Source organism: Glutamicibacter sp. ZJUTW (assembly GCF_008370855.1).
Lineage (GTDB): Bacteria > Actinomycetota > Actinomycetes > Actinomycetales > Micrococcaceae > Glutamicibacter > Glutamicibacter nicotianae.
In genome coordinates this window covers 1,698,864-1,716,085 of the sequence record NZ_CP043624.1, presented here as the reverse complement: position 1 = coordinate 1,716,085, position 17,222 = coordinate 1,698,864, and the positions used below count along the sequence as shown (strand labels likewise).

General features: G+C 65.3%; 14 protein-coding genes. 3 read left to right on the top strand and 11 right to left on the bottom strand.

Features of this window, described 5'->3' with window-relative positions; all coding sequences use genetic code 11:
• Window positions 1-66: 66 nt before the first annotated feature.
• The 7 genes from F0M17_RS08075 to F0M17_RS08045 all read right to left on the bottom strand — a co-directional run bounded on the left by F0M17_RS08075 (window position 67) and on the right by F0M17_RS08045 (window position 8,233).
• Window positions 67-759 (bottom strand): N-acetylmannosamine-6-phosphate 2-epimerase, encoded by a 693-nt coding sequence (locus F0M17_RS08075; protein WP_038991016.1) that lies wholly within the window; start codon window positions 757-759, stop codon window positions 67-69.
• Window positions 759-1,700: an ROK family protein gene (locus tag F0M17_RS08070; RefSeq protein ID WP_149596887.1), complete on the bottom strand. Its 942-nt coding sequence runs from the start codon at window positions 1,698-1,700 to the stop codon at window positions 759-761. Before F0M17_RS08070 ends, F0M17_RS08075 begins: the two co-directional genes overlap by 1 nt.
• Before the next feature lie 9 nt (window positions 1,701-1,709).
• Window positions 1,710-2,657: a dihydrodipicolinate synthase family protein gene (locus tag F0M17_RS08065; protein WP_149596886.1), complete on the bottom strand. Its 948-nt coding sequence runs from the start codon at window positions 2,655-2,657 to the stop codon at window positions 1,710-1,712.
• Between the two features lie 60 nt (window positions 2,658-2,717).
• Window positions 2,718-3,524, bottom strand: coding sequence for an ABC transporter ATP-binding protein (locus F0M17_RS08060; RefSeq protein ID WP_149596885.1), 807 nt, complete (start codon window positions 3,522-3,524; stop codon window positions 2,718-2,720).
• Window positions 3,521-5,548 carry a dipeptide/oligopeptide/nickel ABC transporter permease/ATP-binding protein gene (locus F0M17_RS08055; RefSeq protein ID WP_198934342.1) on the bottom strand — a complete coding sequence of 676 codons (2,028 nt, stop codon included), beginning with the start codon at window positions 5,546-5,548 and terminating at the stop codon, window positions 3,521-3,523. The genes F0M17_RS08060 and F0M17_RS08055 overlap by 4 nt, the downstream gene beginning before the upstream one ends.
• A 2-nt stretch (window positions 5,549-5,550) precedes the next feature.
• Window positions 5,551-6,507, bottom strand: coding sequence for an ABC transporter permease (locus tag F0M17_RS08050; protein ID WP_038991012.1), 957 nt, complete (start codon window positions 6,505-6,507; stop codon window positions 5,551-5,553).
• Window positions 6,508-6,625: 118 nt separating this feature from the next.
• Window positions 6,626-8,233 carry an ABC transporter substrate-binding protein gene (locus F0M17_RS08045; RefSeq protein ID WP_073706276.1) on the bottom strand — a complete coding sequence of 536 codons (1,608 nt, stop codon included), beginning with the start codon at window positions 8,231-8,233 and terminating at the stop codon, window positions 6,626-6,628.
• A gap of 137 nt (window positions 8,234-8,370) precedes the next feature.
• Between F0M17_RS08045 and F0M17_RS08040 the strand changes: the two genes are divergently transcribed.
• Both F0M17_RS08040 and pepN read left to right on the top strand, forming a co-directional pair.
• Window positions 8,371-9,102 carry a FadR/GntR family transcriptional regulator gene (locus tag F0M17_RS08040; protein WP_141355409.1) on the top strand — a complete coding sequence of 244 codons (732 nt, stop codon included), beginning with the start codon at window positions 8,371-8,373 and terminating at the stop codon, window positions 9,100-9,102.
• Between the two features lie 43 nt (window positions 9,103-9,145).
• Window positions 9,146-11,794, top strand: a complete 2,649-nt coding sequence (pepN, locus tag F0M17_RS08035) for an aminopeptidase N (protein ID WP_246857166.1) — start codon at window positions 9,146-9,148, stop codon at window positions 11,792-11,794.
• A 130-nt stretch (window positions 11,795-11,924) separates the two neighbouring features.
• On the opposite strand, the gene F0M17_RS08030 is transcribed toward pepN, so the two are convergent.
• A complete protein-coding gene (locus F0M17_RS08030; RefSeq protein ID WP_149596884.1) occupies window positions 11,925-12,980 on the bottom strand; it encodes a biotin/lipoate A/B protein ligase family protein in 1,056 nt (351 codons plus the stop codon).
• A gap of 170 nt (window positions 12,981-13,150) precedes the next feature.
• On the opposite strand from F0M17_RS08030, the gene F0M17_RS08025 reads away from it, so the two are divergent.
• The gene (locus tag F0M17_RS08025; RefSeq protein ID WP_149596883.1) at window positions 13,151-14,749 is read left to right on the top strand and encodes an HNH endonuclease signature motif containing protein; all 1,599 of its coding nucleotides are present in this window, start codon (window positions 13,151-13,153) and stop codon (window positions 14,747-14,749) included.
• Between the two features lie 431 nt (window positions 14,750-15,180).
• On the opposite strand, the gene F0M17_RS08020 is transcribed toward F0M17_RS08025, so the two are convergent.
• From F0M17_RS08020 to F0M17_RS08010, 3 genes are all read right to left on the bottom strand, one after another.
• On the bottom strand, window positions 15,181-15,438 hold the full coding sequence (locus tag F0M17_RS08020) for a type B 50S ribosomal protein L31 (protein WP_038991006.1): 258 nt from the start codon (window positions 15,436-15,438) through the stop codon (window positions 15,181-15,183).
• 146 nt (window positions 15,439-15,584) lie between these two features.
• Complete coding sequence (locus F0M17_RS08015; RefSeq protein ID WP_149596882.1) at window positions 15,585-16,418, bottom strand: RNA methyltransferase; 834 nt, start codon at window positions 16,416-16,418, stop codon at window positions 15,585-15,587.
• Window positions 16,419-16,422: 4 nt separating this feature from the next.
• Window positions 16,423-17,217 carry a sulfite exporter TauE/SafE family protein gene (locus F0M17_RS08010; RefSeq protein ID WP_066138978.1) on the bottom strand — a complete coding sequence of 265 codons (795 nt, stop codon included), beginning with the start codon at window positions 17,215-17,217 and terminating at the stop codon, window positions 16,423-16,425.
• Window positions 17,218-17,222: the final 5 nt, after the last annotated feature.

Below are 17,222 nucleotides of genomic sequence, written 5' to 3'. Positions count from 1 at the left end.
TAAATAGAAAACCCCAGGGACGGAACGCTGTGCGTCCCGCCCCTGGGGTACCCCCGGCTTCCGGCGTCAGGAACCGCCGCCCAACGCGTCGCTGAACCAGGAGGTGATGGTGGCCGGATGGGTGATCGCGGTCCCGACCACCACGGCAAAAGCGCCGGCCTCGAGGGCTAAGCGGGCCTGGGCCGGAGTATGGATGCGGCCCTCGGCCACCAGCGGGCACTCCAGCCCGGCCGCGGCGATCTGCTCTAGCAACTCCAGATCCGGACCGTCAGTCTTGGGACGCTCACCGGTGTAGCCGGCCAACGTGGTGCCCACCAGGTCGGCCCCGGCCTCCGCGGCAGCCAGCGCATCGTCCAGGCTGCCGCAATCGGCCATCACCAGCGCGCCGCTGAGTTCATGCACGGCTTTGATGGTCTGGGCCAGGCTCTTGCCGTCCGGTCGCTCGCGGCGGGTGCCATCCAGGGCCACGATGTGCGCCCCGGACTGGGCCACGGCCAGCGCATGGTGCACGGTCGGGGTGATGAACACGCCCTCGTGCCCGTCCTTGAACAGGCCGATGACCGGAACCTCGACGGCCGAGCGGGTGAACTGGATATCGGCCAGGCCCTGCACGCGGATGGCCGCGGCCCCGCCGATCACCGCGGAGGCAGCCATCTGGGCCATGGTCTGCGGGTGGCGCATCGGCTCGCCCGGATAGGCCTGGGCGGAGACCACCAGCTTCCCGCGCAGTGCCTCGAGTCGCTCCTTGGACAGCAGCATCAGGCGTCCTTCCCTTCCTCGTTCCAGAACAGGCTGGCCGCCCCGTAGAAGGCGGCTTCGGTGCCCAGCTGCGCCGGCACCAGGCTAGTGCTGCGCAGCGCGTCGATGGCGCTGTCCGCGAAGCCCTCGCGCAGCGCATTCCACCAGATCTCGCCGGCCCCGGCCATCCCGCCGGTAATGATGACCAGCTCCGGATCCAGCGCATTGGCCAGCGACCCGGCGGCCAGGCCCGCGGCCCGTGCCCCGGTGCGCAGGGCCTCGACGGCCCGCTCGTCCCCGTCCGCGGCACGCGCCGCGACCTGCCGGGTGTCGGCGACCTGCCGGTCTCCGCCCAGGCGAAGGTAGTGCCGGTGGATGCCCGGGCCGGAGGCGATGGCCTCCACATGCCCGGTGCGCCCGCAGGAGCAGGCCAGGCCCGCGGCCAGCGGCGAATCGATATGCCCCATGTGCCCGGCGACCCGGTGGGCGCCGTACTGCGCCCGCCCGCCGATCACATGGGATCCTCCGACACCGGTGCCCACCGCCAGCAGCAGCACGCTCCTAGCCTGCTTGCCGGCGCCGTAGCGGGCCTCGCCCAGGCCGTGGGCGTGCACGTCGTTGACGGCCCGGGCGGCCAGGCCCGTGCGTTCGCGCAATCCGGCGGCCAGGTCGGTGCCGCCCCAGCCGGCGATGGTGTCGGTGGCCGAGAGCACCCGGGCGGTGGCCGGGTCGATGACCCCTGCTACCCCGAGGCCCAGGCCGGCCACCGGCACCGCCGACTGGGCGCGCAGCTCGTCCACGAGCCGGGCCATGGCATCGAGCACCGCCGCCGCCCCGTCAGCGGCCGGGGTGGGCAGCTGCCCGGTGGCCAGCATCCTGCCCTCGGGCTTTAGCACCGCGCCGGCAATCTTGGTCCCGCCCACGTCCAGTGCGATGACCGCGCCGCGTTCGGCGTCCAGCATCGCGCGCGCCTAGCTGGCTACCGCGGCGAGCAGGCCGGTCTCGGCCAGAATCGCGCGGATGGCCGCGGCCTCGGCGGCATTCAGCGATTCCATTGGGGTACTCATGGTGTTGTTGCCGATGATGCCCAGCTCGACCAGGGCGGTCTTGAAGGCGCCCAGGCCGGCGGCGCCGCCGGAGACGCGGGAGGGATCAGGCGTGTAGACGATGTCGAAGACGCGGGCCAGGCGGTCTTGCTCCTTGGCGGCCTGCGCCCAGTCGCCGGTCACGGCGGCGTCGAACAGGCGGCGGTAGCCTGCCGGATCCACGTTGCCCAGGCCCGGCACCACGCCGTGCGCGCCGCCGAGCAGCGCGCCGTCCACCACGACCTCGTGCCCGGTGAAGACCGAGAAGCCCTCGATGCCGCCGGTGGCCAGCAGCAGCTGGCGGAAGGACACGTCGTCGCCGGAGGAGTCCTTCACGCCCACGATGACCCCGTCCTTGGCCAGGCGGATCGCCACATCCAGGGGCAGCTTCACGTGGGTGCGCACCGGTACGTCATAGGCGAAGATGTCCACATCCAGGGCGGCGTGGATGGCGCGGAAGTGCGCCTCGATCTCCGCGGCATTGGACAGCGCATAGTAAGGGGTGGTGACCACCAGCGCCTGGGCCCCGAGCTCGATCATGCGCCGGCCCTCCTCGATGACGCGGGCGGTGGTCTGCTCGTTGGCGCCCACGATCAGCGGCACGCGCCCGTCGTTGGCCGCAGCGATGGTGGAGACCACCAGCTCGCGCTCGGCATTGGACAGGTAGGGCACCTCGCCGGAGGAACCGAGCACGAACAGGCCGGTCACTCCCCCGGCCAGCAGGTGCTGCACCACTGCCTCCAGGCCGGCGGTGTCGATCACGCCGTCTGCGGTGCGCGGGGTGATGACCGGCGGGATCACGCCGGTGTATTTGGGGTTGTTCGCAAAAGCCACGGGACTTGGTTCTTTCTACTGGTGGTCCGGCATCGGCCGGACCGGGAATTTCTTGGATGCCTAGTGCTGCAGCAGCGCCGGTGCGGCGCCGAGCAGGGTGCGGGTGTAGTCGTTGGACGGGGTGTCGAAGACCTGGGCGGCATCGCCCTGTTCCACGATCTGCCCGGCGTTCATCACGCAAATCCGGTCCGAGACATAGCGCACGGTCTGGATGTCGTGGGAGATGAACACCATCCCCAGGTTCAGCTGCGCCTTCAGGTCGGTGAGCAGGTTCAGCACCTGGGCGCGCACCGAGACATCCAGCGCGCTGGTCGGCTCGTCGGCGACAATCACCTCCGGCTCCAGGGCCAGGGCGCGGGCGATCGCCACGCGCTGGCGCTGGCCGCCGGAGACCTGGCTGGGCAGGGCCGAAGCCGCCGAGGCCGGCAGGCCCACCACGGACAGCAGCTCCAGCGCGGTGGCCCGGCGGGAGCCGGCGGTGCCGATCCCGTGCACGCGCAGCGGGTCGGTGAGCGTGTCCATGATGCTCATGCGCGGATTCAGCGCGGTGGACGGGTCCTGGAAGACCACGCCGACCGCACGCCCGAACTGCTTGCGGGCGGCGGCGTTGCGCCGTCCTGCCGGGGCGCCCTGGAACAGCACGGTGCCACGGGTGGGCTCCTGCAGGCCAACGAGCACCGAGGCCAGGGTGGACTTGCCGCAGCCGGACTCGCCCACGATGCCCACGGTCTCGCCGCGGCGCACGGTGAAGTCCACGCCGTTCACGGCCTTGACCAGCCGCGGGGAGAACAGCTTGGAGCCGCGGATCTTGTGGTGGACGTGGACGTCCTTGAGTTCGATGACCGGGGTTGAGGGGTGCTGGCTCATCGCGCTGCTCCTGACTGTTCTGGCGTGCTGGCCGCCGGTTGCGGCAGGTGGCTGGCCCAGCGGTGCTCGCTGCCCGGCGCCACCGGCACGAAGGCCAGGTGCGCTTGCGGGTCCGCGCCAACTCGCTGGGAGCGTTCGGCGAAGCGGTCCCCGTCGGCGAAATCGTACGGGCTGGGCACGGTGCCCGGGATCTGGTGCAGGCGGTCGGCCTGCGATTCGATGGAGAGCACCGCACCGAGCAGGCCGCGGGTGTACTCGTGGTGCGGAGCGATCAGCACGTCGCTGATCGGCCCTGACTCCACCACCTGGCCTGCGTACATCACCGTGACGCGGTGCGCCAGCGAGGCCACCAGGGCCAGGTCGTGGGAGACGAAGACCATCGCGAAGCCCAGCTGCTCGCGCAGTTCGTTGAGCAGGTCGACGACCTGCTTCTGCACGGTGACATCCAGCGCGGTGGTCGGCTCGTCGCAGACCACCAGCTTGGGACTGCGCGAGAGTGCCATGGCGATCAGCACGCGCTGGCGCTGCCCGCCGGAGAGCTCATGCGGGTAGGACTTCATGGTCCGCGCCGCATCCAGCTTCACCAGGGTCAGCAGTTCCGCCGGGCTCTTGCGCCCGCCGCGGCGGGTGAGCTGGCGCAGCTGGTCGCCGATCAGCATCGAAGGATTCAAGGATGAGAGGGCGTCCTGGTAGACCATCGCGATCTGCTCGCCGCGCAGGCCTTGGTAGACCTTGTCGTCCCCGGCCAGGGTGCCGCCGTCCGCGGTGGCCGGCAGCAGCTCGCGCCCTTCGAAGCGGATAGAGCCGGAGATCTTGGCGCTCTTGCCGAGCAGGCCCATGATGGCCAGCGAGGTGATGGACTTGCCGCAGCCGGATTCGCCGACCAGCGCCATGGTCTCGCCCTCGCGCACCGCGAAGGACACGTTCTGCACGATCGGGGTGTCGCCGTAGCGCTGAGGGAAGCGGATCGAGAGGTTCTCGACCTGCAGGATAGTGCGCGGAACCCTTGAGGACGTGTCGAGCACCAGGCGGTCGGTGCGCGCAGCCTCGGTGCGGGCCAGCGCCGCGAGCTCGGCGTCCAGCCGCTCGGTCTCGGCGGTGTCGGCTGCCTGCTTGGCGACCTGCGCCTTTTCCTCGCCGGCGGCCTTCTTCTTGGCCGAGCCCTTGACGTTGACCAGCGCGTCGGTCATGCCTTCGGCCAGGATGTTCAGCGCCAGCACGGTCAGCAGAATGGTCACGCCGGCGAAGGTGGTGGCCCACCAGGCGCCGTTGAGCACCAGGGTGCGGCCGTAGGAGATCACGTTGCCCCAGCTCGGTGCCGGGTCCTGGATGCCGGCGCCGAGGAAGGACAGCGAGGCTTCGAGGATGATCGCGTCGGCGACCATCACGGTGGCGAAGACCAGCACCGGGGCGGCGCAGTTGCGCACCACGTGGGTGAGCAGGATGGTGAAGCGCCCGGCGCCGATGACCCGTTCGGCCCGCACGTAGTCCTCGCCCCACTGGGCGAGCACGTTGGCGCGCACCACGCGGGCGATCTGCGGGGTGTAGATCACCGCGATGGAGATGATGATCACCGGCAGGGTGTTGCCCAGAGAGGCCAGCAGCGCGGCAGCCAGCGCGATGCCGGGGAAGGCCATGAGCATGTCCATGATGCGCATGATGGTCTCGTTGGCCCATTTGGAACCCGTGGCCGCCAGCGAGCCGAGCAGGCCGCCGGCCACCAGGGCCAAAGCCACGGAGCCCAGGCCCACCAGCAGCGAGGACTGCGCGCCGTAGAGCAAGCGGGAGAGGATGTCGCGGCCCAGGCGGTCGGTGCCGAAAAGGTGCTCGGCACCCGGCGGCTGGGCCGGGAGGCCGGTGGCCAGCGGGTTGTGCGGGGCGATCAGCGGGGCGATCAGCGCCACGATGCCGACCAACAGCAGGAAGGCCAGGGCGATTTTGGACCCGATGGGCAGGGAGGTGAAGCGTGCGCCGGAGTCGGACAGACGCTGCACGAGCTTGTTGCGCGGTGCCATGATGGTCATTGCTACACCGTCCTAATTCGTGGGTTGATCAGCAGGTAGAGCAGGTCGACGGCGATGTTGACCAGCACGAAGGTGATGGCGATCGCCAGCACCACGCCCTGGACCAGGTTGGTGTCCTGGTTGGTGATGCCGTTCATGATCAGCTGGCCCATGCCTGGAAGCGAGAAGATCATCTCGATGACCACGGCGCCGCCGAGCAGATAGCCGATGCGCAGGCCCAGCACGGTCACCGGGGTGACCAGCGCGTTGCGCAGCACGTTGCGGCTGACCACCTCGCCGCGCGGCACACCGTTGCCGATGGCGGTGCGAACGTAATCGCGGTCCAGTTCCTCGACCATGGAAGTGCGCACCACGCGGATCAGCGAGGCGGAGACCGGAATGGCCAACGCCAGGGCGGGCAGCGCCATATGCTGCAGCCAGGCGCCGGGACCGGATCCGGCCGGAGCGGCGCCGCCGGAGGGGAACAGCGGATTGCTGCCCAGGGCGAGCCACTGGATCAGCAGGATGCCGAGCCAGAAGGAAGGGGTGGCGATGGCGGCGATGGAGAAGATGCGCACCAGCTGATCGGGCCACTGGTCGCGGTACAGGGCGCCGAGGATGCCGAAGGCCAGGGAGATGACCACGGCGATCACCACACCGAGGAAGGTCAGCTGCAAGGTCAGCGGGAAGGCCTTGGCGATCATCCCGGTGACGGACTGGGCCGGCGGGGTGGTGGTGCCGAAGTCCAGCTGGATCAGGCGGCCGAGGAAGGAAAAGTATTGGATGAACAGGGGGTCGTTCAGCCCGCGTTCTTCGCGGTAGGCTTCTTTGGCGGCCAGGCTGGCGCCTTCGCCCAGGGCGCTGGTGGCCTCGTCGCCGGGGGCGAGCTTGAGGATGATGAAGACCAGAAGCGAAATGCCCAGGATCATCACCGGCAGCGCGGCGAGCCGGCGCAGCAGCAAGTTCAGGAAATTTCCCACGAGATGACTCCGTTGGGGTTTGGGAAGGATGGTTCTGCGGGCGGGCACGGGGCCTGAGCGCGGGTGCGGTCCGCGCCCAGGCACCGTGCCCTGGTCCCCAGGGACGGGGCGGGCGGGCCTAGGCCTTCGGGGCTACGCCGATGAAGGACACGCCGGTAGTGGGCAGCGGCTGGAAACCATCGAGCTTGGCCGAGTCCCAGGAGGTGGGCAGCTGGCGGTGCAGGATCGGGTAGAGCGGGGCCTGCTCGGCGACCAGGTTGATGGCTTTGGCCCAGGCGGCCTTGGCTCCGGATTCGTCCTTGGCCTTGACCGCGGCATCCAGTTCCTTCTGCAGCGCCGTGTACTCTGCGGTCTCGTTCCAGCGGAAGCGGGACTTGGGCCAGACGTCGCCGCGGTAGAACCAGGAGAGCAGCAGGTCCAGGTCGTTGCCGAAGACCGAAGGGTCGCCCGGAGCGGCCACCACGGTGAACTTGCCGGAGTCGACATTATCCGCATACAGCGCGCCGGACTGCAGGTTCTGCATAGTCACGTTCACGCCCGGCAGCTTGTTCCACGATTCGAGCATCAGCGGGGCGACATCCTTCACCCAGGCGGTGTCGGTGGTCAGCAGCTCGAAGTTCAGCGAGCTGACGCCAGCTTCCTTCAGCAGGGCCTCGGCCTTGGCCGGGTCGTAGGAGTAGACGGTGTCGGCCTTCATGTACTGCGGGTGGGTTTCCTGCACGTACGACGTGGCGGCCTTGGCATTGCCCAGCAGCGCGGTCTTGATGATCGACTCGGTGTCCAGGCCATAGTGCAACGCCTGGCGCACCTTGACATCGTTGAAGGGCTTTTCCTTGCAATTGAACATCAGGAACAGCAGGCCGAAGGACTGCACGGATTCAACGTCGACCTTCGACTTCAGGCGGTCCATGTCCAGGTAGGGCACGTCCTCAATGGCCGCCACGCGGCCGGACTCCATGGCGGTCACGCGCGCCGCGGCATCCGAGAGCAGGAACCAGGTCATGCCGCTGGCAGCGGCCGGGTACTGGCCGTTGTAGTCGGCGAACTTCTCGAAGACGATCTTGTCGTCCTTGGTGGCCGAGACGAACTTGTACGGGCCCGAGCCCACCGGGGCGGCATCGAAGGCTGCCTGATCCTTGGAGGCCACGGCCTTCGGGACGATCTTGACCACCGAGATGCGGGTGGGGAACAGCGGGAAGGCGTAGTTCAGGGTGAAGGACACGGTCTTCTCGTCCTTGGCCTTGGCGGCCTTGATGAACGGGATGAACTGGGCGAACAGCGAGGCGTTCTGCTTGTCCAGAACGCGCTCGAAGGAGTACACGACGTCCTGCACGGTCACCGGGTCGCCGTTGTGGAATTTCGCGCCCTCGCGGAGGGTGACTTCCCAGGTGGTGTCATCGACCTGGACCGGGTCGGCGGCGGCCAGTGCCAGGTAGGGTTCACGGGTGGCCGGGTGCAAGTCGACCAGGCCTTCGAAAAGGTGCATGTTGGCGGCGTACGGGGTCGCGCCCGAGGATGTCATCGGGTCGAAGCCGGTGGACAGGGAGTAGGAGATGCCCGCCTCGATGGTGCCAGTTCCGGCGGAGGCTCCCCCGGCGGTGCTGCCCGAAGTAGACGAGCAGGCGGCGAGGCTGGCGGAAAAGGCCGCTGCCGCACCTACCATGCCGCTGTACCGGAGGAAATCTCGACGTGCGAAGGGCTTGCTGGCCAATTCATTCAGTGCCATCGGTGCCACCTTTCGTGATCAATTTTGTAACATGGGACGTAGGATGTCCTATCTATGGACTAGACTGTAGTAGCAATCACATCCATTGGTCAACTGCGTCACACCAGCAGCTGGCCCGAACCCCCGAAAGAGGCCAGTTGAGCACACCACCAGTTCGCCGCAGCGACGCCCGTGCGCGCCTGCGCGCCCTGACCAATGACATCACCGCGCTGATCCTGGAACGCGGACTGCTGCCCGGCGACCCGCTGCCCACCGAGCAGGAGCTCATGGCCGAGCTCGGCGTGGGGCGCAACTCCCTGCGCGAAGCCATCAAGGTGCTCCAGGCCCTGGGCATCATCGACACCCGGCACGGCTTCGGCATGTTCGTCGCCGAGGACAATCTGAACGCGCTGGAGGATTCGCTGGCCTTCCGCGGCCAGATGTCGCTGCGCCACCATGGGCACGAGGCCAATGAGCTGGTCGACGTGCGCCAGGCGCTGGAAGCCGGGCTGATCGGCCAGGCCATCGCCGCGGTGGCCGAGGAGCACCTGGAAGCACTGGAGCAGTGCGTGGTCCAGATGGAGGAGCGCGCGGCCCGCGGCGAGCAATTCGTCGAGCAGGACAAGGCCTTCCACCGGATCCTCTTCGAGCCGCTGGGCAACCGGTTGCTGAGCAACCTGCTGGGGGTCTTCTGGGACGTGTACCGCTCGATCTACGACGCGGTCGACACCGACCCGCGCGCAACCCAGCCTGCGAAGACCGCCCAGGACCACCGGGACATCCTCGACGCAGTCAAGGCGAAGGACATCGCCACCGCCCGCTCGCTGATCTCCTCGCACTTCGACGGGATCCGCTCGCTGCTCGACGCGCGCCAATCACTGCAGAAATGATCGCCGGATAGGTCTCAAACGGTTCTTTCACAGCTAAGCTGGGATGGTGGACACACTTCAACGCTATGCACCCAATGAAAACCTCAGGCGCGACGAAGCGGCCTGGCGCGCACGGAATATCGAATGGCACTTCGCCGAAGTCCAGCTCGACCTGGCCAATGCCGCCGACCGCAACGCCACCAGCTTCACCTCGATCACCACGCTGAACTTCAGCTCCAGGGAACCGGCGACCTTCATCGACTTCATCCACGAATCGGTGGCCGAGGTGCTGGTCAACGGCACCGCGATCGATGTGGATTCCGCCGTGCTCGATGCGCGCATCTACCTCGATAACCTGCGCACCGATGCGCCGAACACCGTGAAGATCACCGGCCAGGCCATCTACTCGCGCTCCGGCGAGGGCCTGCACCGCTTCGTGGACCCGCAGGACGGCGAAACCTACCTCTACACCCAGTTCGAGCCTTCCGAGGCGCGCCGCGTCTTCGCCTGCTTCGAGCAGCCGGATCTGAAGACCAGCTACCGCTTCACGCTCACCGGTCCGGCCGACTGGCACCTGGCCAGCAACCAGCCGATCGTCGATGAGGTCGTGAACGAGGACGGCACCAAGACCGTCGCCTGCTCCCCCACACCTAAGATCTCCTCCTACATCACCGCGGTGCTGGCCGGCCCGTACCATGTGGTGCGCGGCGAGCACGTGCAGCAGCTGGCCGACGGCGAAGAGCTGTCCATTCAGATGGCCGCCACCTGCCGCGCGTCACTGGCCGAGCACTTCGACGGCGAGGAAATCATCAAGCTGACCAGCCAGGGCCTTGACTACTACCACGAGCTGTTCGACTACCCCTACCCATGGGGCAAGTACGACTCGGCGTTCGTCCCCGAGTACAACCTCGGCGCCATGGAGAACCCGGGCCTGGTCACCTTCACCGAACGCTACGTGTTCACCTCGCACGCCACCGAAGGCCAGTACGAGCAGCGCGGCAACACCCTGATGCACGAGATGGCGCACATGTGGTTCGGCGACCTGGTCACCATGAAGTGGTGGGACGACCTGTGGCTCAAGGAATCCTTCGCCGACTACATCGGCACCCTGGCCAACGACGAGGCCACCGACTTCACCACAGCCTGGACCACCTTCGCCGCGCGCCGCAAGGCCTGGGCCTACGTCGCTGACCAGATGCCCACCACTCACCCGATCGTCGCCGACATCCCCGATTTGCTGGCAGCGGACCAGAACTTCGACGGCATCACCTACGCCAAGGGCGCGTCCGTGCTCAAGCAGCTGGCTGCCTTCGTTGGCGCCGATGCCTTCCGCGACGCCGCCCGCGCCTACTTCCGCAAGCACGCTTACGGCAACACCTCGCTGGATGACTTCCTCGAAGCGCTGGAAGCCGCCAGCGGCCGCGATATGGGCCAGTGGGCCGACGCCTGGCTGAAGACCAGCGGCGTGCCGAAGCTGCACGTCCAGTACGACACCGACGAGTCGGGCACCATCACCTCAGCCTCGCTGATCCAGTCGGGCACCGACCCGGTTACCGCAGCGCCGATCGCCCGCCCGCATGTGCTCTCCGTGGGCGCCTACGAGCTGGACTCGGGCAAGCTGCAGCGCACCGATTCGGTGCAGGTGGAGCTGGCCGGCGAACAGGTGGCCCTGGACTTCCTTGTCGGCCGCACGGTCCCGGACCTGCTGCTGCCCAACGACGGCGACGAGACCTACGCGCTGATCGAATTCGATCCGGTCTCGCGCGCCACCTTGCTTGGCCACCTTTCGGGGCTGACCGACTCGCTGCCGCGCGCCACCTGCTGGGCATCGCTGTGGGATGCGGTGCGCTCGGCCACGCTCGACGCGCAGAGCTATGTGCAGGCCATCCTGGATCACGCGCACACCGTCACCGATGCCGGCGTCTTCGGGGTGCTCACCGACCAGTTGGCCACCTCGATCGCCAAGTACGTGGCTCCCGAGCTGCGCGCCGGGCTGCGCCAGCAGGCAGCCGCAACGCTCACCGGATGGCTGACCGAATTCGAGGCCGGCAGCGACCAGCAGACCACCACCGCGCGCACCCTGGTCCGCCTGGCCCGCTCCGGCGTGGCCCCCGAGGTGCTCGATGCGTTCCTCGGCGAGCAGCCCAACGCCTACCAGGTCACCGTCGACGAGCAGCTGCTCTGGGGTTCCTACATCGCGCTGGCCGCCGCCGGCCGGCTCGATGAAGCCGCCGAAGCACGCATGCACGAGGCCGCCAAGGCCAACCCCACCAGCGTGGCGCAGAACTCAGTACGCACCGCACTGGCCGCCCGCCCGGACCCGCAGGCCAAGGAGACCGCCTTCGATACCGTGCTGATGGCCCGCGATGAGCAGGGCGAACTGTCCAACGACGCCCTTTCGGCTACCGCGCTGGGCTTCACCCTGGGTTCGGCCGCACTGCTGGCCCCATTCGAGGAGCGCTACTGGGCGGCGATCCTGCCGGTCTTCGAGACCATGGGCATGGAATTCGCCACCCGCGTGATCGAGGGACTGTATCCAGGCCACCAGGATCTCCAGGGCTCCATCGAGCAGAACAAGGCGCTGGCCACAGCCACCACCTGGCTCGAACGCCACGAGGGCGCCCCGGCCGCACTCAAGCGCATCCTGCTGGAGGAACGCGCCGAGCTGCAGCGCTCGCTGCAGGCCCAGGCCCACAGCCGCGCCAGCCGCTAGCCGATAGCCGCTGGCGCTCCAAGCCGGCCCGCTGCTTCATCAAGCAGAGGGCCGGCTTTTTGCCGCCTGAAACGAAGCAAGGGCCCGTTCTCGATGCGGAATCGAGAACGGGCCCTTGGATCCTGCCGTCTTATGGAACGCGTGCGGTCCACTGCTCGGTGGCGAATTTGGCAGCCGCCAGCTCCTGCGCCGCCTGGCGGGATTCGGCATCCAGCTGTGCCGGCTTGGCACCGGTGCGCTTGGCGAAGGTGCCCATCATGACCTTGATGATCTCCATGCGTTCCAGCTGGGTCTGTGACTTCAGCGGATCAACGCGCTTGACCGCCGAGGCGATGCCCTTGTCGGAAATCTTCTCGCGGCCGATCCGCAGCACCTCGGTCATCTTCTGCGCATCGATGTCGTAGCTCATCGTGACGTGGTGCAGCATCGCGCCATTGGCCAGGCGCTTCTGCGCGGCCCCGCCGATCTTTCCGGCCGGGGTGGCGATGTCGTTCAGCGGCTTGTAGTGCGCCTTCAGTCCGATGCTTTCCAGCGCTTCCATGACCCACTCATCCAGGAACGGGTAGGAATCGGCAAAGCTCATGCCGTCCACCAGTGATTCGGGGGCGTACAGCGAGTACGTGATGCAGTTGCCGGCTTCCATGAACATCGCCCCGCCTCCTGAAATGCGGCGCACCACCTTGATGCCGTGCTTTTCGGCCTGCTCGATGTCGACCTCGTTCTTCAGCGACTGGAAGGAACCAATGACCACGGCGCCTTCGCTCCAATCCCAGAAGCGGATCGTCGGCTTGCGCGTGCCCTTGGCGATTTGCCGGGTCAGCACCTCATCCAGCGCCACCTGCTCGGTGATGGGGATGATCTCCGGGCCCAGGATTTCCCACTCGTGATCTTCCCACTTGGTGGCATGGCCCAGCGCGCGACGTACTACGCGCGCAACGGCGTCCTCGTCGAATCCGAACATCACTGCGCCTTCACGCAGGTTCTCGATCACCGCCGTGCGAATGGTACTGTGGCTGGCATCGGTTGGCAGGCCGCGGATCGCATCATTCAGGTCGTCGAGCGCGTCGTCCGGCTCCAGGAAGAAGTCGCCATTCAAGGACACTTCGGTGATCACGCCGTCGGCGGTATCCAGATCTACAACGACTAATTTGCCACCGACTACCTTGTATTCACCATGATGCATCATGGTTTCATTCTATCCCCGGCCACCCGCGAGTCGAATCCGGGCAGCGGTGGACTCGACGGTTTCCGGTCGACGAACACCCCAACGATAACAATCGAATCAATTTTCGAAAAGGCGTCCACAATCCGCGGATTTCCGGGCCAAAATGTCCGACCCCAGCCAGAGAATTAACTATGGCTATACCCGACTTCATCCAAGACGACGATGACGAGCATCGTCTGCCGCTGCTCCCGGCCGGCACCCGCACAGAATCCCACAAGGATTCTTTCTTCAGCGATCGCATCGAACATCAATTGTTCTGTGGTCCTGTGAAACGCATGGCCGATGAGCTTTACGACGCGGGGCCGCTCAATGGCCCTCGCGACGCCCTCGAACGGCTGACAATGATCCAGCGCCTGCAGAGCAGCCTTGATGCGCTGACCTCAGTGCTGCTGGCCGACTCAGCCGAACAAGTCAGTGAATCATTGGCCGATACCATTGCCACGCAGGACTCGAACACCGAGGAGGAGGAACGCGAAGCGCGACGAAGCGCAGAATACTACGGCATCGACCGTGGCAGCGATCAGGTGATCAACTCCAACCTCATCGCGGAAGCGTCCGTCGCCCTGCGCGAGAGCCCGCGCAAGGTAGCCAAACGCATGTTCCATGCCAAGGGACTCCGCTACGTTTGCAAGGACACTCTCATGGCCCTGGCCGCAGGCGAGATCACCGTTAAGGCTGCTCACGACATTGTGAAGTACGCACAAGACTTGCTCCCAGAGCAGATCAGCCAGATGCAACACCTCTTATTGCCCATGGCCAAGACAGCGTCGGATGACGCTATATACCAACGCGCGCGCCGATTCCATGACCGGATGCGCCCCGAGTCTGCCGAGCAAAGGCGCAAGAAGTCCGAGGAGCATCGCAGGCTTACGTTGCAGGATGACGAGAACGGAATGTCCACGCTCAAGTACTGCAACAGCGCCGCTGTGGTTCATTCAATCAAGAACTCCGTGAAATGGGTGGCTGACCAGCACAACGATCCGGAGGATCCCCGTACCCGGGAGCAAATAGAAGCCGATGCCTTTGCCGACATCATCCTCAATGGCTGGCCAGGCCATGAAGGCACACCCCTGAAACCTCGCGTATCCATTACTATTCCCGCGGTCGAGATGCTGGCAGATCCTTCCAGGACCGTGGCCGATCTGGAAGGCTACGGTCCCATTCCGCTGGGCGCCGCGCTGCAGTTGGCCAAGGATGCGCCTTCGTTCCAGCGAGTATTGACCGACCCGTGGACTGGCGCCGCAATAGATGTCGAGCGCAGGAGCTACCGCCCGTCCCAGGGCCTCAAGGATCTGCTGAGGAATCGAGATGAGCATTGCTGCTTCCCTGCCTGCCGCCGTCCAGCAGATCGCTCCGAGATTGACCATATTGACGACTGGGCCCATGGAGGGCACACGACCAGGGAGAATACCCAACTCCTGTGCAAGCAGCATCAAATGTTCAAACACGCATTGGGCTGGAAAGTTGTTGCTCGGCCCGATGGGTCAAAAATGTGGGTGACACCGCATGGCCTGAATTCCATTGTGGTTCCGGGCAGCGTAAAGCGCGTAGATCAGTTCGATCATGTGAGCGATCATTGCCCGGAGCGTCCCAGGGTCATCCCCTTGCCTCATGTCCGATTGACGCCCGAAGTGCGCAGGGTACTCGGGCTCAAGCCGCACATCGACATTCCGGAAAAGAGTCCAGTCACCGAACCCCCGCACATGGGCGGACAACGGGAAACAGGCTGAGTGCCCTAGCCCGGATGATCGATCTTGGGTGACAAACTTTTTCAGTCACCAGCAGCACCACACCACCCATGAACACCCTTCAGGCAACCGCAATGGAGCCGGTTGCCCAGCTCGATGCGGCCAAAATCGATTCTTCGAGAGGCCAGCGCACACTTTTGCTGTCGCAGCCAGTAGACCTCTACGGCCTTCGCCTCATGAAGCGCCCTGCCTTCGCCACTGACAGAATTTTTCAGTCAGTAACGTCTTCATCTGGCGATCAAGACACCTGGCGCGTCGCACGTTGCGTTCAACGGAGTCCCGCCGATTTTTCAGTGAGAACTTTTTTCAGTCATTGCAGGTCCGGCATCCGGTGATGGCCAGTCCGTTAAAGCAGCGGCGGCGTGTTTCCAGAAACTGGAAACACGCCGCGAAAGCTTGCTAGGGGCGAAGTATTACTTCTTGCCGCCGAAGCCCTTGAAGCGGGCGTTGAAGCGCTCGACACGACCAGCGGTGTCCATGATGCGCTGCTTGCCGGTGTAGAACGGGTGCGAAGCTGCCGAGATTTCGACGTCGATTACTGGGTAGGTGTTGCCATCTTCCCATTCGATGGTCTTGTCCGACTTAGCGGTCGAACGGGTCAGGAACTTTTCGCCGGATGCCAGGTCGTTGAAGACAACTGGGCCGTACTGCGGATGGATATCAGCCTTCATAGCTATACACCTTTTTGTTTATGGCCACTGGATTTTGCCAGCAGCTACTTACTCGGAAATTGTGTCCCGCATTCAGGGCTCCACGTAGAAACCTCAAAGCACAGACAGTCCATCCTATCGCAAAATCGATGACTGCAGAAACGTTCTCAGCGTGGCGCGGAGCACAAATGCCAGAACGCAATTGCGCTTGCGGCACCAACATTCAGTGAATCCACATCACGGTGCATCGGGATGATGACGGTCCGGTCAACGGCGGCGAGAGCTTCATCGGTGACTCCCCTGCCTTCATTGCCCAATATCATCGCGACCTTCTGCCCAGCCTTGATCTCCACTTCGTTCAACGGGATCGCGTCATCGGTCAGTTCCATGGCGAGCATCTCATAGCCATGGTTCTTCAGCGTCTGGAGATCTTCTGGCCAGGACTGCATTCGTACCCAAGGAAGGTCGAAGACCGTACCCATCGAGACACGCGCGCTGCGCCGGTACCAAGGGTCAACGCATTTAGGGGTGAGCAGCACTGCGTCTACCCCGAGGCCTGAGGCCGAGCGGATAATTGCGCCGAGATTCGTATGGTCTGCGATGTCTTCCAAGATGGCAATCCGGGAACTGGCCTCAAGCACTTCGTCCAGATCCCGCGGTTCGGGACGATTCATCGCGGCCATGGCGCCGCGGTGCAGATGGAAGCCGACCAAGTCCTGAAGCTGCCGGTCGTCCCCGATGAATATCGGCGCGTCCGGGAAGCGGTTGAATTCCTCGGCCAGCTGATCCAGATGCTTTTCAGCGAGCAGGAAGCTGCGTGGCACATGGCCTGCATTGATCGCACGCTGGACAACTTTGGTGCTCTCGGCGATGTAGAGGCCATTTTCCACATCGGTGCGCATGCGCAGATGCGCCTCCGAGAGCCTGAGGTACTCATCGAGACGGGGATCCTCCAGATCCGCCACCTGCAAGATGCGTGCAGGATTAAGAATTTCTGCCACGAAGCTACACCAGCTTGTAGAGCATGTTGCCCAAGGCAATCAGCCCCAGAATGACGATGACGGCGCGCAGCCATCCCGGCGAGAGCTTGCGTCCCACCTTGGCACCGATGAAACCGCCGATCAGCGAGCCGACAGCAATCAGCAGCACGATGAGCCAGTGGATGCGCTCGGGCGCGATGATCAGGTACATGATCGCGGCGACAAGGTTCACGATCAAGGAAAGTATCACCTTGATGGCATTGGACTGCTGCAGGGAGGCCTGCAGGAAGATGCCGAAGACAGCCATCAGCAAGATGCCCTGCGCCGCGGTGAAGTAGCCTCCGTAGACACCGATCAGGAACACGAGGATATACAGCACCAGTGGAATCCGCGCACGGTCGGCATCGTCCGGATCGGTGCCGCCGGACGCAGCCTGGCGAGTCTTGGCCCACTTGGAAAGGCGCGGCTGGAAGATCACCAATACCAGCGCGCAAACCAGCAGCACCGGCGCTACGATGCCGAAGACCGACTCCGGCAAATTCAATAGCAGCAGTGAACCGATCAACCCGCCGGCCAAGGAGACTGGCACGAGCTTGAGCAGCGTCTTCTTGACGCTGGCGGCTTCCCGCCGGTAGCCCCAGGCGCCGGAGAAGCCTCCAGCAACCAGACCCATGGCGTTGGAGACCACGGCATTCACCGGTGCCGTGCCCAACGCCACGAGAATGGGGAAAGTGACCAAGGTGCCCGACCCGACGACGGTGTTGATAGTTCCGGCCCAGAGTCCTCCAAGGAAGATCAGGGCTTCACGCCAAAATTCGATCACGT

Excerpts from the sequence above, each read along its gene's own strand:
- F0M17_RS08075 (WP_038991016.1), bottom strand. The coding sequence starts at position 759 with ATGCTGCTGTCCAAGGAGCGACTCGAGGCACTGCGCGGGAAGCTGGTG.
- F0M17_RS08070 (WP_149596887.1), bottom strand. The coding sequence starts at position 1,700 with ATGCTGGACGCCGAACGCGGCGCGGTCATCGCACTGGACGTGGGCGGG.
- F0M17_RS08055 (WP_198934342.1), bottom strand. The coding sequence starts at position 5,548 with ATGACCATCATGGCACCGCGCAACAAGCTCGTGCAGCGTCTGTCCGAC.
- pepN (WP_246857166.1), top strand. The coding sequence starts at position 9,146 with ATGGTGGACACACTTCAACGCTATGCACCCAATGAAAACCTCAGGCGC.
- F0M17_RS08020 (WP_038991006.1), bottom strand. The coding sequence starts at position 15,438 with ATGAAGGCTGATATCCATCCGCAGTACGGCCCAGTTGTCTTCAACGAC.
- F0M17_RS08060 (WP_149596885.1), bottom strand. The coding sequence starts at position 3,524 with ATGAGCCAGCACCCCTCAACCCCGGTCATCGAACTCAAGGACGTCCAC.
- F0M17_RS08025 (WP_149596883.1), top strand. The coding sequence starts at position 13,151 with ATGGCTATACCCGACTTCATCCAAGACGACGATGACGAGCATCGTCTG.
- F0M17_RS08045 (WP_073706276.1), bottom strand. The coding sequence starts at position 8,233 with ATGGCACTGAATGAATTGGCCAGCAAGCCCTTCGCACGTCGAGATTTC.
- F0M17_RS08030 (WP_149596884.1), bottom strand. The coding sequence starts at position 12,980 with ATGATGCATCATGGTGAATACAAGGTAGTCGGTGGCAAATTAGTCGTT.